This window comes from Methylophaga muralis, assembly GCF_001720165.1.
In the GTDB taxonomy this organism is placed as follows: Bacteria; Pseudomonadota; Gammaproteobacteria; order Nitrosococcales; family Methylophagaceae; genus Methylophaga; species Methylophaga muralis.
On record NZ_MCRI01000001.1, the window covers coordinates 144,012 to 168,845 of the forward strand.

A 24,834-nucleotide genomic window follows, 5' to 3' on the forward strand; every position below is an offset into this window, starting at 1 on the left:
CTCAATCTGGAATCCTGATGAACTCGATTAAACGCGCACTGTTGAGTGTTTCTGACAAAACCGGCATCGTTGAATTTGCCAAACAATTACAAGCATTAAACGTTGAATTACTCTCTACCGGCGGCACCGCTAAATTGCTCAGCGAAGCCGGTTTGAAGGTTAAAGAAGTCTCCGAACATACCGGTTTCCCGGAAATGATGGATGGCCGCATCAAAACATTACATCCGAAAATTCATGGTGGCCTGCTGGGGCGTCGCGGAAAAGATGACAACATCATGCAACAGCATGACATCGCACCGATTGATTTAGTGGTGGTGAACTTGTATCCGTTTGAAGCGACTGTAGCGCGTGAAGACTGCCCGCTGGAAGACGCCATTGAAAACATCGATATTGGTGGGCCGACCATGTTACGTGCGGCAGCTAAAAATCATGCTGATGTAACGGTTGTTGTGGATCCGGCTGATTACTCGCGAGTCATTGAACAGATTCAATCGCAAGGTGGAACCGATGAGCACACCCGTTTTGATCTGGCTTTGAAAACCTTTGAACACACGGCACATTACGATGGTGCGATTGCCAATTATCTTGGCACTATCCAGGCTGATAAAAGTAAAGCCGCATTCCCACGCACATTTAATAGTCAGTTCCAGCTTAAACAAGCCATGCGTTATGGTGAAAACCCGCATCAAAAAGCCGCTTTTTATGTGGAAAAACACGCTGAGACAGGTTCAATTGGTGCAGCCATTCAGCTACAGGGCAAAGAATTGTCTTATAACAATATTGCCGATACTGATGCTGCATTGGAATGTGTCAAAGTCTTTAACGACAAACCGGCCTGTGTCATTGTTAAACATGCTAATCCTTGTGGTGTCGCCACAGCTGATGATTTGCTGACAGCTTATGATCTAGCCTATCAAACCGATCCCACCTCTGCGTTTGGCGGCATTATTGCCTTTAACCGTGAGCTGGATGGCAAAACCGCACAAGCCATTATTGATCGCCAGTTTGTCGAAGTGATTATCGCCCCAAAAATCAGTGATGCCGCCAAAGCCGTGGTCGCTGGCAAAGCCAATGTACGTTTGCTGTGCAGTGGCGATTTTCCATCCACTCCGGCCACTGATTTTGATTTCAAACGTGTGACTGGTGGATTGCTGGTGCAGGACCGCGATATTCAGATTGTCACTGAGGCTGAATTAAAAGTGGTCACTGAACTGCAACCCACCCAAGAACAACTGGCTGATCTGTTGTTTGCCTGGCGCGTCGCTAAATTTGTGAAATCCAACGCGATTGTTTATGCCAAAAACCAGCAAACCGTCGGTATTGGTGCCGGCCAGATGAGTCGTGTGGTCAGCAGTCGTATAGCTGGCATCAAAGCTAACGATGCTGGATTAACGGTTCCCGGTGCGGTGATGGCATCAGATGCCTTTTTCCCGTTCCGTGATGGTTTGGATGCTGCTGCCGAAGCTGGAATTAGCGCGGTAATCCAACCCGGTGGTTCGATGCGGGATGATGAAGTCATTGCTGCTGCAAATGAGCATGGCATTGCGATGGTATTTACCGGCATGCGGCATTTCCGCCACTAAGTATTGAGCGCCTTGTGGATCGCGCCCAGGCTCTTCGCGTATTTCAGGCACATAACCGCGCCAGAATCAGTCGTTTAATAGAGCTGGCGCCACCCAAGCAGGCGATGTTTTATCGTCTGCTGCCATTGTTGTTTCATATTAATCATAAACTGCTGCCGGGGTATATCAGTGATGACTGTCCGGCAGGCATTATGGATTACCAACCTGATAATGAAGCACTGCACAGTGCTATCAATCTGAATCGAAATTTTATTCATCGGCGCAAGGCGCTACGCCGTTATGCTTTACGCGGTGTTTATCTGCTTAATCCAGCTGGGCAAATTCGCTATCCGGAACCGGCCAGTTTTGATTTATGGCTGGTGCATCACGCGACCTTAAAACCCGACCAGCTGGCGCTATTACAAAACAAAGTTGAGGTCATCACTCAGTGGGTGGCTACATTAGGCATCACTCTACGATGCCGGCTGCTTGATGAAACACAATGCCGCAACGAAGCACTTTCCACCACTGAAAGACAACAGTTTTACCTTCATGGACTTTGTATCGCTGGCAGTGCGCCGCTTTGGTGGTTGATCACTAGTGAAGAACAACTCTCCTACCCGCAAATTGCCGAACGTTTATTATCACAACGCGGCTTAACCCAAATCAGCCTGCTGGACTTTGGTTTTGACTCATCTGTCGAAGCACAAGCGTTGTTCAATGATGCTTGTCAGGTTTTAAAAAAAAGCTTGCAAGGTGATGCCACCGCATTGCTGGATTTAGTTTTTTTACAAAATCAATTATCGCTATGGCCCAATGTCATACCTTTAGCCGAGCGCTATAAACAGCAGGTTGAACTAGGCGAAACCGATAGTATGCGGGTGGAACCAGCTGGTCTAAAGCTAGCCGAGATAGAGCAGTTTGCAGCACTCGGCGATCAACAAATTGCCCGACAAGCTTTTTATGCGCTATGCGGAGAACGTTTGTCACAACAGGTTCATCATCCTCAATTTTCCTGGCGGCGCTTTAGTCTGCAAAAGATTTATACCAACTGGAGCTGGTCAGCTGACACATTAAAAATTGAAGATAGCCGCGCCAGTTGGAGCTACCCGCAACGTCAGCAGTGGTGGTCAGATCTGTTGCCTAAATTGCAACGTTTTCTGTCGGATTTGCAGCAATTTGCCAAACAGCATTTAGCCAGTGCCGCAGATCAACTTGATGAGCTGGAGAAATTACTCGCCCTTACTCTCGACAATACAGATTCCGTTATCGAACAATTACCGGCAGCGCTGCAGATGCCCAATGGGCCAGAGCAACTGTATCTTTATCGTTACGTTGAGCAATCCTATTGGATACTTAGTTCTATCCCACTGAGCGATGCGAAACAGGTTGGCCTTAATCAGCATAAATCTCTGGTGCATCTGCTGGCTTGGGCGGTACGCAGCAATATTCTCACCACCCGCAGCTGGTTGAGAGTGGCCGATCAAAAACATCAGATAAATATCAACCTAGTGTTGGAATTGACCCAGACTTTATTGAAATCCCCCTTGCCACTAACTCAGAACGAGGTAAGGAGCGAAGCGTTTCAGCAGCCAGCTAAAGCAGAACAATTAATGTTGTTCGCTAATCTACAAACCACTGGCAACGATATTCAACAAACCGCCGCGGTACAGTTGGCGAGTCTGAACAATGACCCCTTGAGTTATACCTCCAGCCGACAAAATCTGGTGAACAGCCTGGATCTGTTGATTTTTAGTAGTTGGGGACAATGGCATCACTATCGTTTTGAGGGGGTTAATGCCGTCGCTGAAGGATTAAGCCAGACACTCAAATGGCAACCGGCAACACAATTGAGCAGCCATATTTTATGCTGGTGTGCCACTGGATTTTTTGGTCAGGCCATTAACAAACGACTGCAAGCGCTGTTTGAGGCGGTATTAACGCATTATCAATATCATCCTCAGCAGGGTCGCTATTTGCTGACACATGGTGATCGTTTATTACAGATCCAATGGCACGATGATGCATTACAGATAAAACCATTCGCCGCTGGAAAAACGCTTAATCAGGCGCTTGCAGAGGAACAAAAACTTTACCTGCCAAGCCGGGTAGATAGCTATCTTGATACTGACAATCTGCTTAACTCGTTACTGTTATATCAACAGCAACAAATTGTCAGTTTATTTGCTTACCGCCAGACCGACACCACCGAGGTTTATATAGTTGATGAACTCGGGCGTTTGCAGCAATTTACGCATCCGCCAGTTACGGAATCGCTGATTTTGGCGCAACTGAAACTGTTTATTAATAATAGCGTTGCTGAAACGGTGATACGTTGTGATTGTTATCAGCTGTTGAAACAACAGCAGCGTTGGCAGATAAATGCCATTAAACCGCTGCGCCCTGCTTCGGCAAGCTTATCGGTTATCTGGCAAATAACCGGTGCTCAACTGGCATTAAAAATAAATTCGCAGGTAGTGAAAACTGATCTGGGTGATCCGCAGTTAAGCACCATCCTCGCTGAATTATTTCAACAACAAAATGGTCATAAACCGGCGTTTTATTTTATTGATAAGTTACAGTTTGTGCCTAAGGCGCCTTATTCCAGTTTGTTTTTTCTGAATCGAAAATACGAATTAGAGCAACAGTTTAATACGGTAAAGCTTTAGATTTCGCCGCAGCTCTTTTATGATGTGGCACCTGACCAACATTAAAGAATGGGTATGATTAAAGTAGGAATTGTCGGTGGCACGGGTTATACCGGTGTCGAATTGCTCCGGTTGTTAGCGGTACATCCGCACGTCTCTCTGGAAGTTATCACCTCTCGTAGCGAAGCGGGTATGCCGGTGAGCGACATGTATCCCAATCTGCGTGGTCATGTTGATATTTGTTTCACGGTGCCAGATGACGATGCTTTAGCTGCCTGTGATGTGGTGTTCTTTGCCACGCCCCATACTGTGGCAATGGCGAGTGTGCCGGCTTTAATCGAGCGTGCCGTTAGGGTGATTGATTTGTCAGCTGATTTCCGGCTGAAAAATATCGAGTTGTGGGAGAAGTGGTATGCAACACCTCATACCTGCCCGCATCTAGCCGAGCTTGCGGTATATGGCCTGCCTGAACTTAATCGTGAAAAAATTCGTGATGCACAATTAGTTGCGGTTGCCGGCTGTTATCCAACAGCTGTCCAGTTAGGTTATATGCCGTTATTGGAAGCTGGACTCATCGATGCCAAACATTTGATAGCCGATGCCAAATCAGGCGTCAGCGGTGCCGGACGTAAAGCCAGTATTGGCACCATGTTGACTGAAGCCAGTGAGAATATGAAAGCTTATGCCGTTGCCGGTCATCGTCATTTACCTGAAATTCGGCAGGGCCTGAACCAGATGAATGGCTCCGACGTCGGCCTGACCTTTGTGCCGCATTTAACCCCGATGATTCGGGGCATTCATGCCACGTTGTATGGGCAATTGCTGAAAGCAACTGATTTACAAGACCTGTTTGAACAACGGTTCGCCGATGAACCTTTTGTCGATGTGATGCCTGCCGGTTCGCATCCTGAAACACGTAGTGTGCGCGGTGCTAATGTCTGCAGAATCGCTGTACATCAACCCGAAAATGCCGATACGGTTGTAGTGTTATCGGTAATTGATAACCTGGTTAAAGGGGCTTCCGGACAGGCCATTCAAAACATGAATATCATGTTTGGTCTTGATGAACGTGCCGGCATTAATCAAATTGCGACACTCCCCTGATGACTTCGCCATTGGATAATTATGTTATTCAACCGAAACGTCCTTTACGGATTATCTTCTGGATTGTAGTAGCAATCGTCATCACCGGACTAATCCAATGGTATTGGTTTAATCATGACAGTGGCGATAAAGCCCGGTTGCTTGAACAAAATAAACAGATGACCGAACAGCTTGCCTCAATGAAAGTACAACTGATGCAGCAGGCGGAATTAATGCAAAACCAGCAACAAGTTAAAGCTATGCATCAGGCAACGGCACAGCAATTACAAAATCGGCTGGAACAATTGCAGAAGAAAGTCATTGATCTCGACAAAGAACTGCTTTTCTATCAAAACATTACTCAGGGCAACAGCAGCAGCGAACTGCAGATCCGCGATTTGCAGTTACGCCCTGATTCAGAAAACCCGGAGCAATTACGCTACCGCCTGGTCATTACGCAAGGCAAGAATATTAGTGAACCGATTACCGGCGAAATCCTTATCCGTTTGCAAAATATTGAAGGTGAAGGCGAAAAAGCCAAAGCCATTGAACTGAATGTGACTGAACATCCGCTGAATCTGCGCCATGTCCAGGTTATTGAAGGCGTATTTAATTTGACCGAACTCCCTGAGCCGGAGCAAATCAGCGTCGATTTGCGCCAGAAAGATAAAGTCTTAATTTCACGTAGCTTTGATTGGCAAATAGATTCGTCAATCGGGCAATGAGGTAATTCATGTTCAACAGCAAAAAGCAAAAACATCGCAAAGCCGCTCGAATTGACACATTAATCGGTGAAAACACACATATTAAAGGTGATATTCATTTCAGTGGCGGATTAAGAATTGATGGCGTCATCACCGGAAACATTACCGCTGATGAAGGTGAAGCAGCGTTATTAACGCTGAGTGAAAAAGGCCGCATAGAAGGCGAAATCAGAGTTCCTTTTCAACTAATTAACGGCGATGTGAAAGGCCATATTTACTCTTCCGAACATGTTGAACTTGCCGCAAAAGCTCGTATCAACGGCAATGTGTTTTACAAGTTGTTAGAAGTCGCTATGGGTAGTGAGGTAAATGGACAACTGATTCATGTAGGTGAAGCAGAACAATCCGACTTAAACTTGGACCATACCCCAACCGATCCTAATTTGAACCTTGAACAAAAATCTTAGGCTCTATTTATCTTTAATCAACTCAACTGCTTGATACTATTTTTCAGTCACAATTTAAGTGGCGATAAAAGATAAAAAAAACCATAATACTTGACTAATTTAGTCAGAATTGGATAATAAATAAACAATCCTCGATACATACGGAGTAAAACATGACTAGCGAAATGCCAAGTCCAGTTCTTTTCACCGATTCAGCCGCAGCAAAAGTCAGTGAGCTTATTGCTGAAGAAGGTAATGATCAATTAAAACTGCGCGTATTTATCACTGGCGGTGGTTGCTCCGGGTTTCAATATGGTTTTACGTTTGAAGAAGAAGTCAGTGAAGGTGACACAGAAGTTGAAAAATCTGGTGTGACATTACTGATTGATCCGGCCAGCTATCAATATTTAGTCGGTGCTGAAATCGATTACACCGATGGTGTTGAAGGCTCACAATTTGTGATTCGTAACCCGAATGCCACTACAACGTGTGGTTGTGGTTCTTCCTTCTCTCCATAGTTCACACAATATGTAGTACAAAAAACCACTTTGCCGCTTAGCGGTAAAGTGGTTTTTTTATGTCTGCTAAAAAGGTATCGCTAATTGATAGTGGGCCTTAAACGTTAACTCAAGGATCTAAAAATGCTCTCAAAGTGGCAATGGTTGCTTTCTCAACTTACCCGAACATTGTGGATCCGAGCTTCATTATTTGCCCTGTTGGCTGTGGTCACAGCCCTGATTGCTATACCTGCACAACATATTATCGAGAACCCGTTTCCATTTAGTGTCGGCGCTGATTCTGTTGGCCAGATTCTCGATATTCTGGCGTCCAGCATGTTAGCTGTTACGACATTTTCATTGAGTGTCATGGTGGCTGCCTACACAGCAGCAAGCAGTAGCGTGACACCGCGCGCTACTAAATTAGTGCAACAGGACACCACCACTCAAAATGTTTTAGCCACTTTCATCGGCTCATTTTTATACAGTCTGGTCGGTATCATTGCCTTAAGCACCGAACAATATGGTGAGAATGGTCGCTTAATTTTGTTTGTTGTTACCATCGGCGTGATTATTTTGGTTGTCATCACTATTTTGCGTTGGATAGAACATCTCTCTCAGCTTGGCCGTGTAGGTGAGACCACAGAACGCGTCGAGAATGCAGCAGCAGAAACCATTACTCAACGTATCAAACATCCAACCCTCGGAGCTCAAAGACTGACCGAAAATACTATTCCTGATAATGCTGAAGCAATTTACGGGGATACTATTGGCTATGTAAGACATGTCGATGTCGGTGCATTAAATGAGTGCGCCAAACATCATCAGACAGAAATCGGTGTAATGGCATTACCGGGCGAATTTGTTCATCCCGCGAAACCTATCGCTTGGATCCGAAAAAAGGTGAGCGATGAGATTCATAGCGCCGTTTGTAAAGCCATCACGCTTGGAAAAGAACGTTCATTTGATCAGGATCCCCGCTTCGGCTTATCCGTTTTAGCTGAAATCGCTTCCAGAGCTCTGTCACCAGCAGTGAATGATCCCGGCACAGCAATCGATGTGATTAATCGAGGACTGCGTATCTTAGTTCCTTGGAAAGATTGCAGATTTACGGGTAAAGATGAGCAAATAATCTACCCGAATGTACTGGTTCCAGAACTCCATCTCAGCGATTTATTTGATGATATTTTTATGCCCATTGAACGTGATGGAGCCGACATGATTGAAGTCCAATTACGCTTACAAAAAGCGTTAGCTGCTCTAGCTTATATTGATTCCGAGGTATTTGGTGCAGAGGTTTCCCGTCATCTGCAGCTGATGCAACAACGAACAGAAAACTCCTCTCTGATCGAAGCTGATAAGCAACGTCTACAAACCATTTATGATGAATTAATTCGCTGACTATCCACTTTTCAGCTTAGTTTCATAGGTAATTTTTGCTTGCGTTAACTTTACCTTAACTTAGATCAAGTATATTATGAATGAACGTTCATTCATAATAAGTCATCTATGTCACCAGCCAAACCGTCACCCGATAAACGCGAAGCCATTTTTTGTGCAACGATAAAGCTGCTTGCTAAATATGGTTTTCATGGATTTTCTATTAAACAACTGGCTGAAGAGGCCGGTGTTGCAACTGGAACGATTTATTTATATTTCAAAGATCGAGAAGATCTTATTCGGGAATTAAACACCCAAATCATCAATGATTTCGTCAAAGCCTCTCTTGAAGGGCATGATCCACAGTTACCTCTTAAACAACAGTATCAACACATCTGTTTCAATATTTGGCAATTTTGTATCGAAAATTCTTGCATCACTCATTGCAAAGCACAATTTGATCATTTGCCTCCAGATGTATTACGCAGCCAACACAGCCATGCGTGGGATGGGCTTCAGCCTCTTAAACATTTGTTTGAACAGGGCCGTAAAACCCAGAAAATCAAAAACTTACCTGACGATATTTTGATCAGTTTTAGTATTGAACCTTATCTGTATCTTGCTCGTCAGCACTTATTGGACATTATCAAAGTCGATAGCGAACAACTCACCCACATCATTGATGCTAGCTGGGATGCTATTGCAGGCCCAGCTTCGAAAAATACAAACGGACAATTCCCTCAGGAGTAATACATGCCAAGTTTTAACCTTTTTATTAAACAGTTAACTTTAAGTGGTTTGTTAGTGCTCGGATTAGTGGCATGTCAATCTGAGTCAAACACTACTCAAGATACAAATAGTGCTCCGCCACCTGCAAAAGTGAATGTGGTGACCTTAATCAAACAGCCCGTCACCTTGACCACTGAATTGCCAGCTCGAACCATTGCATTTCGTCAGGCGGAAGTGCGTCCCCAAGTGAATGGCATTATCGAAAAACGCTTGTTTGAAGAAGGTGCTGATGTTGAAGCTGGACAACAGCTCTACCAAATAGATGCCGCGCCTTTTCAGGCAGCATTGCAAATGGCGAGGGCTGAATTGGCCAGAGCTGAAGCGAACCTGCAGTCCACTAAAGCACGTGAAGAACGCTTTAAAGGTTTGATCGACAATAAAGCGATTAGCCAACAAGATTACGATGATGCATTAGCGGCTTTCTTGCAATCACAGGCGGAAGTTGCTGTTGCCAAAGCCAATATTGAAACGGCACAAATCAATCTTCGCTATACCAAAGTGAATGCTCCCATTAGTGGTCGCATCGGACGTTCTAATGTGACCGAAGGTGCTTTGGTCACCGCACAACAAGCAGATCTATTAGCCACTATTGTGCAAATTGATCCCATCTATGTTGATATTGCCCAGCCCTCAAAAAGGTTGCTGAGTCTGCGTAAACAATTGATAGAAAACAAAATTGATAATGCGGCAGCCCCAACTGTCACACTGACATTAGAAGACAACAGTCAATATGAGCACAGTGGCGAGCTGCAATTTTCTGAAGTAAATGTGCAGGAATCGACCGGCAGCATCGTGATTCGTGCCTTGTTTCCAAACCCCGAGGCTTATTGCTGCCGGGAATGTTTGTACGTGCGGATATGGAAGAAGCGTCTATTGATAATGCACTGCTGGTGCCACAACGAGGTGTGTCATTTGATCGGGAAGGTAATGCTTCTGCCATGATCGTCAATGACAATAATCAGGTCGAACCACGTCAACTGAAAATTCGCCGTGAAGTGGGCCAATATTGGTTGGTCGATGAGGGACTAGCTGAAGGTGATCGTTTGATTGTCAGTGGCCTGCAGAAAATTGCTCCCGAAGCAACGGTCGAAATTGACAATAACGAACAGCAAACCCCAATGAACAACGGAACGGAGTCCTAAAATGGCAAGGTTTTTTATAGACCGCCCAGTATTTGCCTGGGTCATCTCACTCCTTATCATGTTGGCAGGTTTGTTAGCGATACTGGAATTGCCAATTTCACAATATCCAGAAGTTGCTCCCCCATCGATTAATATTCGAGTGGAATACCCCGGTGCTGCCGCCCAGACACTAGAAAATACTGTCACTCAGGTCATCGAACAAAATATGACCGGTCTGGATAACATGCTTTACATGTCGTCCACCAGTGACTCCAGTGGTGTCGGTGAAATTAATATCACTTTTGAACCGGGTACTGATCCTGATATTGCCCAGGTTCAAGTACAAAATAAGCTGCAATCAGCTATGCCTTTATTACCGACTATTGTTCAACAACAAGGCATTCGGGTAAATAAAGCGGGATTGGGCTTTATGATGGTCATCGGTTTTGTTTCAACTGACGGTCGGATGGACAAATATGATATTGCCGATTTTGTTGGCGGTACTATTCAAGAGCCACTAAGCCGAGTAAATGGTGTTGGTCAAATTCAGATCTTCGGTTCTCAATACGCAATGCGCATATGGCTGAATGCTGACAGCATGGCGCATTATAATTTGACCAGCGATGATGTGGTCAGCGCTATTCAGGCACAAAACGTGCAGATTGCTGCTGGTGAATTAGGTGGTGCTCCAGCCATCCCTGGCCAGCAAATCAGTGCAAGTTTGATTGTGCAGACACAGCTAGAAACACCGGAACAATTTCGCAATATTTTATTGCGCGTCAATGAGGATGGCTCGCAGATCCGCATGGGCGATATTGCACGAGTCGAACTGGGCGGTGAAAACTATCAGTTTGAAACCGAATATAACCGTCAAACAGCGACAGGACTGGCCATAACTCTGGCCTCCGGTGCCAATGCGTTGGATACGGCTCAAGGCGTTCGGGATCGTCTTGCCGAATTAGAGCCGTTCTTTCCTCAAGGATTAGAAACGGTTTATCCATATGACACCACACCATTTGTAAAACTTTCAATCGAAAGTGTTGTAAAAACGCTGATTGAAGCCATTATTCTGGTTTTTCTGGTGATGTATCTGTTTTTACAAAACCTGCGTGCCACGTTGATACCAACGATTGCCGTACCGGTAGTATTGCTGGGTACCTTCGCCATTCTCTATGCCTTTGGCTTTTCGATAAACACCTTAACCATGTTTGGCATGGTGTTGGCGATTGGTTTATTGGTGGATGATGCCATCGTCGTCGTGGAAAACGTAGAACGGGTCATGCATGAAGATGGCTTGTCACCACGTGAAGCCACGCGTAAATCTATGGGACAGATTACCGGTGCTCTGGTCGGGATTGCCCTGGTAGTTTCGGCCGTGTTTATACCCATGGCTTTCTTTGGCGGATCAACCGGCGTTATCTACCGGCAATTCTCCATTACCGTTGTTTCCGCCATGGCATTATCGGTGTTAGTGGCATTAACGTTAACGCCGGCATTATGTGCCACATTATTAAAACCAGTTGATCCTGAGCATTATCAGAAACGCGGCTTTTTCGGCCTGTTTAATCGTGGCTTTGACAAGCTGAGTAACGGTTATCAAAGCAGTGTACGACACATTCTTGCCAGAATGGGCCGGTATGCCCTGCTTTACTTAGTCATTGTGGGTTTATTGGCTTATCTGTTCACCAAATTGCCAGGAGCCTTTTTGCCTGAAGAAGATCAAGGCATTTTGTTTAATCAAATGACCTTACCAGCAAATGCTTCTAAAGAACGATCGATGGAAGTCATGAACCAGATTGAAGATTTTTTCCTCGATGAAGAGGCAGATAATGTCGAATCGGTGTTCTCCGTCATTGGTTTCAGCTTCGCTGGCCGCGGTCAAAATAATGGTATCGCGTTCGTCAATATGAAAGATTGGTCTGAGCGCCCAAATCCTGAGCAACATGTCCAACAAGTTGCTGGTCGGGCGATGGGCTTTTTCAGTCAAATAAAGGATGCCATGGCATTTCCTTTCGTTCCGCCACCGATAATTGAACTTGGCACTGCAAGCGGCTTTAACCTCCATTTAAAAGATGTTGGTGGTGTAGGACATGATGCGTTGATGAATGCCCGTAATCAATTACTGGGCATGGCTTCACAGGATCCTCGTTTAATGGGTGTGCGCCCGAACGGACAAGAAGACACTCCCCAATTCAAGATTGATATCGATCATGAAAAGGCGGCTGCATTTGGCGTGTCATTAGCGGAAATCAATCGTACTTTCAGCAGTGTCTGGGCGCCGAGTTATGTCAATGATTTTATTGATAACCAACGGGTCAAAAGGGTTTATATTCAAGGTGATGCGCCATTTCGGATGATGCCGGAAGATGTTGGCAACTGGTATGTTCGCAATAGTATTGGCGAAATGGTGCCGTTATCCGCCGTCACCAGTGGTCGTTGGATTGACGGCTCTCCAAGACTCGAACGATACAACGGAGTATCCTCTCGCAATATTCAAGGTGAAGGCGCTCCCGGCGTGAGCTCTGGCGATGCGATGCTGGCAATGGAAGAGTTGATAAGTCAGCTGCCAGACGGTATCGGTTATGAATGGACTGGTATTTCATTCCAGGAAAAACAATCCGGCAACCAAGCACCACTGCTTTATGGGCTTTCAATACTGGTGGTATTTTTATGTCTGGCAGCACTTTATGAAAGCTGGACCGTACCCTTCTCAGTAATGCTGGTGGTGCCGTTGGGTATCATCGGGGCGGTGCTATTTGCGATTGGTCGCGAGTTGTCAAATGACGTGTATTTTCAGGTTGGCCTGTTAACGACGATAGGTCTTTCTTCTCGAAATGCCATTCTGATTGTTGAGTTTGCCAAAACCTTGTATGAGGACGGTTTGTCTCTGGTGGATGCCACATTGGAGGCGGTACGCATGCGTTTACGCCCAATTGCGATGACAGCCTTAACCTTTATGTTAGGCGTTACACCGCTCATGATCAGTACCGGTGCTGGTTCAGCAAGTCAAAATGCCATTGGTACCGCCGTGTTTGGTGGCATGGTGACCGCAACAGGCCTGGCAATATTCTTTGTTCCAATGTTTTTTGTGATGGTCTTTACATTAGCCAGCAAAATGACTGGTAAAACGCCTGCCAAACAGCAGGTTTCTCAAGGAGAATCGGCATGAATGCCAAATTGAAACTGATTTCTGTAATGACATTGTCAGCCATGCTTAGCGCGTGCTCAATGATTCCTGAATATCAACGTCCGGCAAATCCTGTGATGCTGGAAAGCAGTGAATCGATTGTCGATGCTTCTTTAGCTGCGGATACCGGCTGGCAGGAATTTTATCAGGACAAACAATTACAACAATTAATTGCTTTGTCACTGGAAAATAACCGCAACCTTCGCGCTACGGTGTTGCAGGTTGAGCAACTGCGGGCACAGTATAAAATCCAGCGGGCAGAGCTGTTACCTGCTTTAAATGCCAACGCCAGTGCTACCCGTCAACGTGTACCGGAAAGTTTAAATACTACTGGTCTGGGCGGCAGTGGAGTCTACGATGAGTATCAGATCGGAGTAGGTATTTCGGCATGGGAAATCGACTTTTTCGGCCGAATTGACAGCTTGCAACAAGCCGCTTTGGAACAATTCCTTGCCAGTGAAGCCAGTCGAAAAAGCATTCAATTAACCCTGGTTTCTGAAGTAGCCGATGCCTGGTTCAGCTGGCAAGCTACCATTGCCCAGTTAGAATTCTCCCGCTCCACTCGTGAAGCCCGCGAGGAAAGTTATGAATTGATTAACAAGCGTTTTGAATCAGGTTTAGCTTCTGAGCTTGCTTTACGACAAGCTGAAACCGCTTTGCATGAAGCACGTATTGCAGAGTCTTTATATCAACAACAGGCTAATCAGAACTTTACCGCTCTGGAATTATTAGTCGGCCAGACATTGGACCGCCAGCAATGGACGGCGAAATGGAATGATGATGAGCACACACTGCAAGATCTGCCGGTAAATCTATCTTCTGAAGTATTGCTGGCCAGGCCCGATGTGATGCAGGCGGAACACCAGGTTAAAGCAGCCAATGCCAACATCGGTGCGGCCAGAGCAGCCTTTTTCCCACGAATAAGCCTGACGAGTTCGCTGGGTTTGGGCGGCTCATCACCTTCAGACTTAACTAACACAGGTAATCGTCTCTGGCAGATTTCGCCTCAATTATCCCTACCGCTACTTGATTGGGGTGTAAATGATGCCAATCTTGATGTGGCTGAATTGCAAAAAGATATTAATATCGCCCGTTATCAGGAAACTATCCAGCAAGCTTTCAAAGAAGTGTTGGATGAAATGCAGGCAAGGGTCACACTTGATGCGCAGCTTACAGCACAACAAGATTTAACCAAAGCCACTGGCCGCAGTCTGGAACTGGCTGAAATTCGCTATGACGCCGGTGTCGACAGCTATCTGGAAGTACTGGATGCCCAACGCAGTCACATTGATGCTCAATTAGCTCAAATTGATACCCAGCTGGCTCGACTGCGAAATCAATTAACACTTTACAAAGCATTGGGCGGGGGCTTGAAAGCCTACTCTGGTGAAGTGATTGAACAGGCAACACCCTGAAAAAGAGTTGGTTTAAAGAACCGTTTATCGTTATGCTAGGTAACAATCTTTTTTAAATCACTAGCAAAGGAGCGACAAAATGGGCGTTGAAGTCGGTGGCCTGTTAGGCCTGATTTGGCTGATCATCATCATTTGGGCCATTCTCAAAGTGGCAAAAAGTGGTGCCGGAACAATGGCCAAAGTGTTATGGATTTTAATATTGTTGTTCTTCCCGTTAATTGGTCTGATTTTATGGTTCTTACTAGGACCTAAAGGCTAGCGAAAAATATCACCCCGAACACACTTACAAGTATGTTCGGGGTGTTTCAGCACCACATCCGGCATGCAATATGCCAATAATGTAAGCATTTTTATCTTTTTGCATTGTCAGCGCCGAGACGTTTACGTCTAATTGATACAACATATTGCATGACTCTTGCGATTCTTCAGAATCCATAAAGGGAGTTTGACCATGCAAACCAAGTCATCGAAAATTCCATCCACAATCTTAGTACCTGTTTTTGTTCCCGCCGTTGTCATTACCTTGCTGTTGGTGATCGGCACTATTAGTAATCCCGAATTGGCTGGTGAAGCCTTTGCTGCCACGCTGAGTTACATGACCAAAACCTTTGGCTGGTTTTACATGTTGGCTGTTGCTTTCTTTCTGGTTTTTATTGTGACCGTCGCAATATCCAGCTGGGGAAAAACCAAATTAGGCCCCGATCATGCTGAGCCGCAATATAGCTTTCCCGCCTGGTTTGCCATGTTATTTTCTGCAGGTTATGGCATAGCCTTATTATTTTTTGGTGTGGCTGAGCCCGTTTTGCACTATGCCTCTCCCCCACAGGGCGCTCCAGAAACCATCGATGCCGCCAAGCAAGCAATGCAAATTGCCTTTTTTCACTGGGGTTTCCATATCTGGGCGATTTATGGATTAACCGGTTTGGTTCTGGCTTATTTTGCCTTTCGACATGGTTTGCCGTTATCAATGCGTTCAGCTCTTTATCCGTTGATCGGCGAGCGAATTTATGGACCGATTGGCCATACCGTTGATGTCATCGCTATTCTCGGTACCTTATTTGGTATTGCCACCACGCTTGGGCTCTCGGTAGCTCAAATTAATGCCGGGATGAATTATTTATGGCCAAGCATTCCGGTCAGCATTTTTGTGCAAGTGGTGACCATTGCCGGCATTACCTTACTGGCGATTTTGTCGGTGGTGGCAGGCCTTGATAAAGGCGTCAAACGCTTGTCTATCCTCAATATGGTGCTGGCGGTATCGTTAATGCTGTTTGTGTTTATTGCCGGGCCAAGCATTATTATTCTTGAAACCTTTTTACAAAACACCGGCAGTTATCTCAACAATATTGTTGAACGAACCTTTAACTTGCAGGCCTATACCCGCAGTGACTGGATCGGTAACTGGACCTTATTTATCTTTGGCTGGACTATTGCGTGGGCACCTTTTGTCGGGCTGTTTATTGCCAAAATCAGTCGTGGTCGGACCATTCGTCAGTTTGTGTTTGGGGTGTTGCTGGTTCCAACGATTTTCACCTTTATCTGGTTTTCCATTTTTGGTGATACTGCACTCAATATGATCATGCATCAGGGTTACACCGCGTTGATTACCGAGGTACAGAATGACACTGCCATTGCGTTATTTAAGCTTTATGAGCGGTTGCCTCTGACCTCGATTGTGTCGTTTATCACTGTAATTTTAATCATGACGTTCTTTGTCACATCTTCTGACTCGGGGTCATTGGTGATTGATTCATTAGCTTCTGGCGGTGCCAGCGTCACGCCAGTATGGCAACGGGTTTTCTGGGCAACTATGGAAGGATTGGTAGCAGCGGCATTATTAATTGCCGGTGGCTTGAGTGCCCTGCAAACCATGAGTATTACCAGTGCATTGCCATTTGCCATCATTATGGTACTTGCAGCCATCGGTATGTGGCGGGCTTTGGCAATTGAAGGTCATCGTGAGGCGAGTCTGTCAGCCTATATGCATAGCTCACAACATAGCCCTGGTAGCTGGAAAAAACGCTTGGCCGGATTGATTCATTATCCGGATTATCAGCAAGTAGCTGATTTTATTAAAAACACTGCTCATCCGGCTATGCAGAATGTTGAAGCGGTATTGAATGAAAAAGGCTGGCCAGTAAATGTATTTTTTGATGATACCCAGCATCGGGCCTATATCGAGGTGGTACGAGCGGAAGAGCTCGACTTTATTTATGAGATCCGTATGCGTGGCTATGCCATGCCGACCTTTGCCTACCCGCAGATGGCAAGTGATGAAGATGGTGACAAACGTTATTACCGTGCTGAAGTCTTTATGCGCAGAGGCGGTGCAGCTTATGATGTGTTTAACTGTGATCAGCAGGAAGTCATTGATGACATTCTGAATCAGTTTGAAAAATATCTGCATTTCATTCATATCTCACCCGGCATCTTGCCCTGGAAAATGCAGGAGCATGATGAAATGCTGAATGCAAAAGGCGAGTTGAATGATGAAAGGTTAAAACCCTCTGAATAAACCAATGTTACTCACTCCAGCATGATCAGCTGGAGTGAGTTTTACATGTTCAGATCATAACGAAACCCTACTAAAAATAGTTTTCCGCCCCTGATATTGGCATCAAAACCATCAAGCCCAGCTTGTTTGGCCGTCATCGCGGCAGTTTCCTGCTCTTGGTAAAACTCTGCAAACAGTCTTAAATCCTGATTGATTCGGTGATCGATTCCCAAATGAATGACCGCTTCACCATATGCTTCAACATTTGCCAGCATGATTTTGTAAGTATTTTTCCCTTGATAATAAGCACTGTATAAATTAAAGGCTTGTGCTCTATCACCATAAAAACTGTTGGGATTATCGGTATCGGTTATTTCGTATTTAGCAGCCCAAGACCATGAGCCTTTCGCATGGGACAATGTTAAGCCATACAACCGGTCTTTGTAACCACTGCCATTTCCACGATCGTCCATTCCAATTGCTAGACGTGTCTTATCAGCAAACTGATAACTGGCAACCGCTTGAATACGACGGTCATCAATCCTGGACGGTGAACGGATATTGCCATGACGCGTCGAATAAGAACCGCCCAAACTGAAGCCATTCCAGAATATTGGACTTTCATAAGCCAGAGTTTCTTTCACTCGAAAGGTCGTGTAGGTTGCAAAGCCACTGTAAAAGCTACTGAACTGATCTACTGGAAAGGTAATAGCGTTGTAATACGGCATCCACTGCTGCCCTGCCGTTATCCTGCCGGCTTGACTGGTCAGACCTATTAAACCGACGCGGATATTTTCTTTTTTATCACGTCCGGCTTCGCCTGATCATATGAATCACGAAATCGAAAATTCGCACTATCAAATGGAAGTTCCAGCTGGGCGAATAACGAGGTGTTTTGAGAGAATACATAAGCAGCATTGAAACCAACTCTGGAATAAGCATCACGTAAACCACCATAGCCAGACATGATTTGCTGATTATCTGGAATGACGGTTTCTGCCTGCATCCTAATTGAGCTATAAAAATTGTAGCTGAAGGCTGGTTCATCGGCTTGGACTGTCGAGGCAGAAGCCAAACTCAACCACAACATTGTTGTTGATAATCTCATCGCACACTCCTAATGTCTTTAGTGTGGCGATCAAAGCGTTATGTAGCAAATGAAAATGAGAAAACAGCTCTAAATTGCAGACAAAAAAAACCCGGCGTACTTAGCAGTAACACCGGGAAAGGGCAAACAAACAATAAATCTCTCAGGGTTTAAACAGATTGTGTATTGATTAACGATGTTAATCCTTTCTTAACCGTAACTTGTTTAAGCTAAAGCAACTGAAATCAGACCATCATGGATAGCTGGTAGAGATTCAATTTCTTCAATACAATGCACTACTCTTAATGCAGATGATATTGTTTATCATTTGTATTTAAAAGTAGCTAATCATCAACGTCAAGTTGCAAAAAACTGAACAGGATTATTATGAAAAAACGTGCAGTTTTGCCAGATATGAGAGCGGTAAGCGCCTTTATTGAAATTATTCGCAGTGGAAGTTTAACGTTTACCGCTGAACAACTCGATATTCCAAAATCAACTTTAAGCAGGCGAATAACCCAACTTGAAGAGCGAATAGGCCAAAAATTACTGCGACGAGAATCAAACCGACTTATTCCAACACAGGCAGGACAATTATTTGCAGATTATTGCCAGCAGTTTATTGAACTGGCTCAGCAGAGCCAGCTGGCATTGGATGCTCTGCAGATGGAAGTGAGTGGAGAACTCAACTTTACTTTCCACAATGCGTTTAGTTGCTGTTGGCTCAGCGATAAAGTGGAAACACTGATGGCTGAACATCCTAAATTACATCTTAAAATGCGAACCGGTTTTAGTTTGCCTCAGGCTGCTGAGGGAGAATCGGTCATCTTATGGTTAGGGAAAGTCTCTGATAACGGTTTACGCCATGAATGCCTTGGCCAGCTTACCCAAGGTATTTATGCCAGCCCACACTATTTGCAACAGGCGGCTGAAATCATCCATCCACGACAGCTAATCGAACATAAGTGGATTGATACCCTTGATCAAGCAACGCAAGAAGTAACTTTAACTCATCCAGATGAAAAACCATTTAAGTTGCCAGTAAGGCCATCCCGCATGTCAGCGGATCAGTTTATGATGCAGGCCGATGCCGTAGCCCGTGGTAGGGGTTTAGGGTTTTATCCGGACTGGTTGGCTGAGTTGAAATTAAATAACGAACCTCACACGCTACAAAGGTGTTTACCAGAATGGAATGGACCCAGCTTACCCATTTGGTTAATGTACCCCTATGGGCATTTATCACGTCGAACCAGGGTCTTTATTGAACATCTAAAAGCCGAACTTCCTGCGGCATGGAATAACTAAAAAAATGTTTTGAGTCATGTAAATGCTTGAAGCCGTCATAGCATCAGCCTATTATTGAGTGAAAATTAAGGGTGTTATTCAAGCATGATGCAACCACCATCAGAGGCCAAGACGGAATCTACCAACCTGACTGGCAACGAGTTACTCAAACATTTAAGTGCCGTTTCACCTTATCTGCCCGGATTTATCTATCAACTTTGTCTAACTCCTGAAGGTCGATTTTATTACAGCTATACCAGCCCCAGAGTTGAAAGTTTATTTGGTGTAACACAACAACAACTGGCTGAAGATGCCTCCTTGCTGTTGAAAATGATCCATCCCGATGACTACCAACGTGTAATCAACGAAAGTATCGAATCAGCAGAATCAGCCAGCGCCTGGCACAGTGAATTTCGGATGCTGCTTAAAAACGGTCGAATCATTTGGATTGAAGCCTACGACACGCCTATTCGCGAAGCTGATGGCACCATTGTCTGGACAGGCTATGGTAATGAGATCACTCAACGCAAGAACTATGAAACTGCGCTTAATGAAAGTGAAACAAAATTTAGAGCCTTTGTTGAAAATGCCAATGACATCATCTATTCGCTTTCATTAGACGGCACTCTGACCTATGCATCGCCTAACTGGAGCGAAATTCTGGGCCATCCGCTGACCGACGTTATCGGTAGAAATTTTGAGCATTTTATTCATCCAGATGATATCTCTGCCTGCCATAGTTTTTTGCAGCAAGTTCGTCATAGCAGGCAAAAACACAGTGGTATCGAATATCGAATACAACACTTTAATGGCCATTGGTGCTGGCATCGAAGTAATGTGGCACCGTTATTTGATAGAAACGGCGAGGTAAATTCTTTTACCGGTATCGCGCGTGATATCACCGAACATAAATTGATGATGCAGCGTATGTCTTATATGGCGCATCACGATACGCTAACAGGGCTGCCAAACCGAGCCAGTTTTACTGAGCATTTGAATCAAGCCATTGTATTAAGCCAACGCGAAGAGCAAGCCGTCGCTGTTTTATTTCTGGATTTGGATAATTTCAAGCCGATTAATGATCAGCATGGTCATGCTATCGGTGATTTACTCCTGCAACAGGTCGCCAACCGGATTCAGCAATGTCTGCGTGGAGCGGATGTAGTGGGACGCATTGGCGGTGATGAATTTGTCGTGTTGTTACAAAATGTTCATCATGTAGCGAATGCCCAGAATACAGCCGAGAAAATCTGTGAATGTTTAAGCATTGCTTATGAAGTGGATGGCAAAATTCTGCATATAGGTGTCAGTATCGGCATCGCTTTATATCCATTGCATGGCAATAATGCCATGCAATTGGTTCGCTACGCGGACGAGGCAATGTACGAAGCTAAAAAATTGCCTGATAGGATACAGGTTTTTGCCAGCCCTCCATTAGGGGTAGGCTCAAATAAACACGAAGAAACTATGCCAGATGATCTTTCAGCAAAAATGGCTGACGATCAGCAGTGAAGATTTCAATCCAATAACCATCGGGATCCTGTATGAAAGCGATACCTTTCATCTTGCCGTCATTCGGGCGTTTGATAAAAGGTACATCAAATTCTTCAAAGCGCGCACATGCGGCATCAATATCCGGTACTGCAAAACCGATATGACCAAAACCACGTGGCTCACTATTGCCATTGTGGTAAACCACCTCATCTTTGTCCTCATCACCCCAGTTATGGGTTAATTCCAACATCGCCGGGCGGGCAAAAGTTTGTTTGATACGCTCATCATTGTCATCAGACCAGTCCTGACGTTGTTCAGGAGAAACAGCCGCCATGAAATACAAGGTAAACTGCATTTCAGGGAAATCGAAGCGCTTGATCAGCGTCATGCCCATGACTTCAGAGTAAAACTTCAGGCTACGTTTTGGATCTTTGATGCGAAACATCGTCTGATTGAACACATAGTTATGTGTTGCCGTATCATGCGTTTCGCTTAGCCCTTCAGCTTTATCAAAATGTCGACTCATCTGACTTACTCCTATAAAAATTTTACAACCAGCCTTTACGTTTGAAATAAAGGTAAGGTGCCATGCCTGCCGCCACCATCAAACCGATGGCAAATGGATAACCAAAGCTCCAATCTAGCTCTGGCATATACTTAAAGTTCATGCCGTAAATACTGGCAATCAACGTTGGTGGTAGGAACACCACAGCGGCAATCGAGAAGGTTTTAATGATCTGTGCCTGCTGAATATTGATAAAGCCCTGAGTGGAGTCCATCAAGAAATTTATCTTGTCGAACAGGAATGTCGTATGAGACATCAAAGTCTCTAAATCTCGTAATATCTCATACAAGGTTTCCCGAGAAGATCCGGGCTCACGTAAATGACGCAGCAAAAACGAAATATCCCGCTGGGTATCCATCAAACACAGACGAATCTTTCCGTTACTATCTTCAAGCCGTGCTAGTTGACTGATGGCATCTTCCAGATCGGCACTTTCATCCTCCAACACCAGATGACTGACGCGCTCCAGCTGACGATGGATATCTTCAAGATTATCGGCGTGATTCTCGACTTTTTGTTCCAATAAAGTAATCAATAAATCGGTGGGTGTTTCACAACTGACTTGACCACGGCGGGCGCGCATCCTTAACAAACGAAAGTCGCTTAATTCGCCATCACGGATGGCAATTAATCTATCTTGCTGCAGGATAAATGCTACCGATACCGTATGGTGACGTCCTTCTGAATACCCCAAAAATAATGAATGCACATGCAGGCCGTCCTGATCGGTAAAACACCGGGCCGATGCCTCAATTTCCTCGACATCATCAACATCGGGTACTTCATCACTGAATAAGGTGGCCAATAACGCTCGCTCATCATCATCGGGCTCTAACGCATCAATCCAGTCGGCTTCCTTCAAGTGATGCGCTAACTCCTCAGTTTCGACCTTGATCTCTTTAATTAAGCCATGAGCAATTTTGTATAGGCGTAGCATGCCGGCTCCTAATTTATTGGGTTTTGCATGAGGGATTTTTCAAAACATTGTAACGTAATGGCAGGTTCATACCGCAAAGGCTATGACATTTCAGTGGCAATTCAATGACAGAGCTATGTCAGACTTGCTGAAATACTGCCATTTGAGTGGGCGAACCAAGTTGCAGATCAGCTTCACCGATTCCTGCAAAGCGCACAGCATAATCATGACGCGCGGCCACACCATTGGCCCATTGTTGGAATTTAGCCCTAGTCCATTCAAATTGATGATCGGGATCTCGAAATTCTCCCGGTAACAAGCCATATAAAGAATTGTATTCGCTGTTGGGGGTGGTGAGGATAATTTGCTTTGGCCGCATTCGCGCAAACACGTTTTGTTCAACCATAGACAAATGTTTGGGCTCGATATGCTCAATGGTTTCAATCATTACTGCCATCGGAAAGCTATGCAGTTCTGGATGAGGATCTGTGTAGGAGCCATTGATTAGTCTGAGTCGGCAAGGAGTAGCATCAAGATAAACTGCAAGTTTTTCACGGGCCTGTAGCAATGATATTCCGGATTGTTCAAGCCCTATGGCATTTTCGATTTGAGGCTCATTCAGTAGATGCCAGAGAAAAATGCCAGAACCACAACCTAAATCCAGCACCTGTCTGGCGCCACTTTGTCTGACTAACTCAAGGATCTGTTGATGGCGAACCGCATGCAAGGCACTGATTTGAGTATCTTTTATGGGAAACTCTAAGCACATGAACAAACATCATTTGCCGATACAGAAACTGGAAAAAATCTTATCCAGTAAATCTTCTGTGGTGAAAGTACCGGTAATCTCTCCCAAAGCTAGTTGAGCAACCCGCAATTCTTCCGCCAGTAACTCGCCCGCTCCCATTCCAGTCAGGCAGTTATAACCCGCTTCTATAGCCTGCTGAGCCCGCTGTAAAGCGTCCAGATGACGACGCCGTGCCATAAAGACACCTTCTTCTTCTGGATGAAACCCTACCACTTCACACAAATGTTTGGTCAACAGTTCCATGCCATCACCATTTTTGGCTGACAGATAAATGACTGGCAGATTGTTTTCCATGCTGATAGCTGGAGCATTGCCGCTTTGATCAATTTTATTGCGAATCAAGGTCAGCGATTTATCAGTTGGTAATGAAGCAAGAATTTTTTCATCCTGCTCGGTCATGCCCAACTTATCATTGATCAACAGCAGAATATGATCAGCCTGCGCTAATTCATTGTTGGTGCGACGAATGCCTTCCAGCTCAACAATGTCTTCGGTGGCGTCATGCAAGCCAGCGGTATCTGAAATTCGTAAGGGCAAGCCACCCAAATGGATCTGCTCACGCAATACATCACGTGTGGTGCCTGCAACTTCTGTGACAATCGCGGCATCATGCCCAGCGAGTCGATTATGCAAACTGGATTTACCAGCATTGGGTTGGCCGGCTAGCACCACACTAATGCCCTCGCGCAATAATCGGCCTTGCCGAGCACTGCCTTGAATACCTGCCAATGTAACTAACAATTGTTGTAGCTGTTTATCGACTTGTGCTTCGCCAAGAAAATCAATTTCTTCATCAGCAAAATCAATCGACGCTTCAACAAACATGCGTAAATGGGTCAGTTCCTGCAGGAAATCATTTACTTTCTTGGAAAATTCACCCTGCAGGGAACGCATAGCACTGCGAGCAGCCTGATCAGTGGAGCTCTCAATTAAATCCGCGACGGCTTCTGCCTGAGCTAAATCCATTTTGCCATTAAGAAATGCACGTTCAGAAAACTCGCCGGGACGGGCCATGCGTGCACCGAGTTCAATCGCGCGCTGACACAATCTATCCATCACTAATGGACTGCCATGGCCTTGCAGCTCGATAACATCTTCACCAGTAAATGAAGCAGGTGCGGCAAAATAAAGCGCAATACCGCTGTCGATGATTTCTTTATCAGCTGCACGAAAGTGGCTGAATTTTGCCTGACGGGGTTGAGCCAGTTTGCCGCAGATTTGCTCAGCAATTTGAGCACTTTGTGGTCCCGATAAACGTACAACACCGACACCACCGCGTCCCGGCGCAGTGGCTACGGCAACGATGGTATCGGTGAACATTTCAGTCATAAGTAATGCTGTTTACTTATGTCCG

22 protein-coding genes are annotated in these 24,834 nt (G+C 45.2%); 16 read left to right on the forward strand and 6 right to left on the reverse strand.

Going from position 1 to position 24,834, the window contains the following annotated elements:
* Positions 1 to 17 precede the first annotated feature (17 nt).
* From purH to A9E74_RS00770, 14 genes are all read left to right on the forward strand, one after another.
* Entirely contained in the window at positions 18 to 1,583 is a 1,566-nt protein-coding gene (gene purH, locus A9E74_RS00710) for a bifunctional phosphoribosylaminoimidazolecarboxamide formyltransferase/IMP cyclohydrolase (RefSeq protein ID WP_069294754.1), read from the forward strand.
* A gap of 14 nt (positions 1,584 to 1,597) precedes the next feature.
* Positions 1,598 to 4,231: a class I adenylate cyclase gene (locus A9E74_RS00715; RefSeq protein ID WP_069294755.1), complete on the forward strand. Its 2,634-nt coding sequence runs from the start codon at positions 1,598 to 1,600 to the stop codon at positions 4,229 to 4,231.
* A gap of 54 nt (positions 4,232 to 4,285) precedes the next feature.
* Positions 4,286 to 5,314: an N-acetyl-gamma-glutamyl-phosphate reductase gene (gene argC, locus A9E74_RS00720; protein ID WP_069294756.1), complete on the forward strand. Its 1,029-nt coding sequence runs from the start codon at positions 4,286 to 4,288 to the stop codon at positions 5,312 to 5,314.
* Entirely contained in the window at positions 5,314 to 6,018 is a 705-nt protein-coding gene (locus tag A9E74_RS00725) for a DUF6776 family protein (protein WP_069294757.1), read from the forward strand. The genes argC and A9E74_RS00725 overlap by 1 nt, the downstream gene beginning before the upstream one ends.
* 8 nt (positions 6,019 to 6,026) lie before the next feature.
* Entirely contained in the window at positions 6,027 to 6,464 is a 438-nt protein-coding gene (locus A9E74_RS00730) for a bactofilin family protein (RefSeq protein ID WP_069294758.1), read from the forward strand.
* Positions 6,465 to 6,616: 152 nt separating this feature from the next.
* Positions 6,617 to 6,961: an iron-sulfur cluster insertion protein ErpA gene (gene erpA, locus A9E74_RS00735; RefSeq protein ID WP_069294759.1), complete on the forward strand. Its 345-nt coding sequence runs from the start codon at positions 6,617 to 6,619 to the stop codon at positions 6,959 to 6,961.
* A gap of 123 nt (positions 6,962 to 7,084) precedes the next feature.
* Positions 7,085 to 8,341, forward strand: a complete 1,257-nt coding sequence (locus tag A9E74_RS00740; protein WP_069294760.1) for a DUF2254 domain-containing protein — start codon at positions 7,085 to 7,087, stop codon at positions 8,339 to 8,341.
* A gap of 108 nt (positions 8,342 to 8,449) precedes the next feature.
* Positions 8,450 to 9,070 carry a TetR/AcrR family transcriptional regulator gene (locus tag A9E74_RS00745; RefSeq protein ID WP_069294761.1) on the forward strand — a complete coding sequence of 207 codons (621 nt, stop codon included), beginning with the start codon at positions 8,450 to 8,452 and terminating at the stop codon, positions 9,068 to 9,070.
* A 3-nt stretch (positions 9,071 to 9,073) separates the two neighbouring features.
* Positions 9,074 to 10,051: an efflux RND transporter periplasmic adaptor subunit gene (locus A9E74_RS00750; protein WP_245651987.1), complete on the forward strand. Its 978-nt coding sequence runs from the start codon at positions 9,074 to 9,076 to the stop codon at positions 10,049 to 10,051.
* On the forward strand, positions 10,048 to 10,251 hold the full coding sequence (locus A9E74_RS14600) for a permuted SH3 domain-containing protein (protein ID WP_483819043.1): 204 nt from the start codon (positions 10,048 to 10,050) through the stop codon (positions 10,249 to 10,251). Before A9E74_RS00750 ends, A9E74_RS14600 begins: the two co-directional genes overlap by 4 nt.
* 1 nt (position 10,252) lies before the next feature.
* Positions 10,253 to 13,399 carry an efflux RND transporter permease subunit gene (locus A9E74_RS00755; RefSeq protein ID WP_069294762.1) on the forward strand — a complete coding sequence of 1,049 codons (3,147 nt, stop codon included), beginning with the start codon at positions 10,253 to 10,255 and terminating at the stop codon, positions 13,397 to 13,399.
* Positions 13,396 to 14,832 carry an efflux transporter outer membrane subunit gene (locus A9E74_RS00760; RefSeq protein WP_069294763.1) on the forward strand — a complete coding sequence of 479 codons (1,437 nt, stop codon included), beginning with the start codon at positions 13,396 to 13,398 and terminating at the stop codon, positions 14,830 to 14,832. Before A9E74_RS00755 ends, A9E74_RS00760 begins: the two co-directional genes overlap by 4 nt.
* Positions 14,833 to 14,911: 79 nt before the next feature.
* Positions 14,912 to 15,091 (forward strand): PLDc N-terminal domain-containing protein, encoded by a 180-nt coding sequence (locus A9E74_RS00765; protein ID WP_069294764.1) that lies wholly within the window; start codon positions 14,912 to 14,914, stop codon positions 15,089 to 15,091.
* A 192-nt stretch (positions 15,092 to 15,283) separates the two neighbouring features.
* Positions 15,284 to 17,347, forward strand: coding sequence for a BCCT family transporter (locus A9E74_RS00770; RefSeq protein ID WP_069294765.1), 2,064 nt, complete (start codon positions 15,284 to 15,286; stop codon positions 17,345 to 17,347).
* 41 nt (positions 17,348 to 17,388) lie between these two features.
* On the opposite strand, the gene A9E74_RS00775 is transcribed toward A9E74_RS00770, so the two are convergent.
* Positions 17,389 to 18,117 carry a porin gene (locus A9E74_RS00775; protein ID WP_084002792.1) on the reverse strand — a complete coding sequence of 243 codons (729 nt, stop codon included), beginning with the start codon at positions 18,115 to 18,117 and terminating at the stop codon, positions 17,389 to 17,391.
* On the reverse strand, positions 18,102 to 18,434 hold the full coding sequence (locus A9E74_RS13950) for a hypothetical protein (RefSeq protein WP_084002794.1): 333 nt from the start codon (positions 18,432 to 18,434) through the stop codon (positions 18,102 to 18,104). The genes A9E74_RS00775 and A9E74_RS13950 overlap by 16 nt, the downstream gene beginning before the upstream one ends.
* Positions 18,435 to 18,800: 366 nt before the next feature.
* On the opposite strand from A9E74_RS13950, the gene A9E74_RS00780 reads away from it, so the two are divergent.
* On the forward strand, positions 18,801 to 19,718 hold the full coding sequence (locus A9E74_RS00780) for a LysR family transcriptional regulator (RefSeq protein ID WP_069294766.1): 918 nt from the start codon (positions 18,801 to 18,803) through the stop codon (positions 19,716 to 19,718).
* Positions 19,719 to 19,802: 84 nt separating this feature from the next.
* Entirely contained in the window at positions 19,803 to 21,209 is a 1,407-nt protein-coding gene (locus A9E74_RS00785; RefSeq protein ID WP_069294767.1) for a sensor domain-containing diguanylate cyclase, read from the forward strand.
* On the opposite strand, the gene gloA is transcribed toward A9E74_RS00785, so the two are convergent.
* The 4 genes from gloA to mnmE all read right to left on the reverse strand — a co-directional run bounded on the left by gloA (position 21,163) and on the right by mnmE (position 24,809).
* Entirely contained in the window at positions 21,163 to 21,717 is a 555-nt protein-coding gene (gloA, locus tag A9E74_RS00790) for a lactoylglutathione lyase (RefSeq protein WP_069294768.1), read from the reverse strand. The genes A9E74_RS00785 and gloA overlap by 47 nt on opposite strands.
* Before the next feature lie 22 nt (positions 21,718 to 21,739).
* Positions 21,740 to 22,693: a magnesium/cobalt transporter CorA gene (gene corA, locus A9E74_RS00795; protein ID WP_069294769.1), complete on the reverse strand. Its 954-nt coding sequence runs from the start codon at positions 22,691 to 22,693 to the stop codon at positions 21,740 to 21,742.
* Between the two features lie 118 nt (positions 22,694 to 22,811).
* Entirely contained in the window at positions 22,812 to 23,441 is a 630-nt protein-coding gene (locus A9E74_RS00800; RefSeq protein ID WP_069294770.1) for a methyltransferase, read from the reverse strand.
* A 9-nt stretch (positions 23,442 to 23,450) separates the two neighbouring features.
* Positions 23,451 to 24,809, reverse strand: a complete 1,359-nt coding sequence (gene mnmE, locus A9E74_RS00805) for a tRNA uridine-5-carboxymethylaminomethyl(34) synthesis GTPase MnmE (RefSeq protein ID WP_218104267.1) — start codon at positions 24,807 to 24,809, stop codon at positions 23,451 to 23,453.
* Between the last annotated feature and the right edge of the window lie 25 nt (positions 24,810 to 24,834).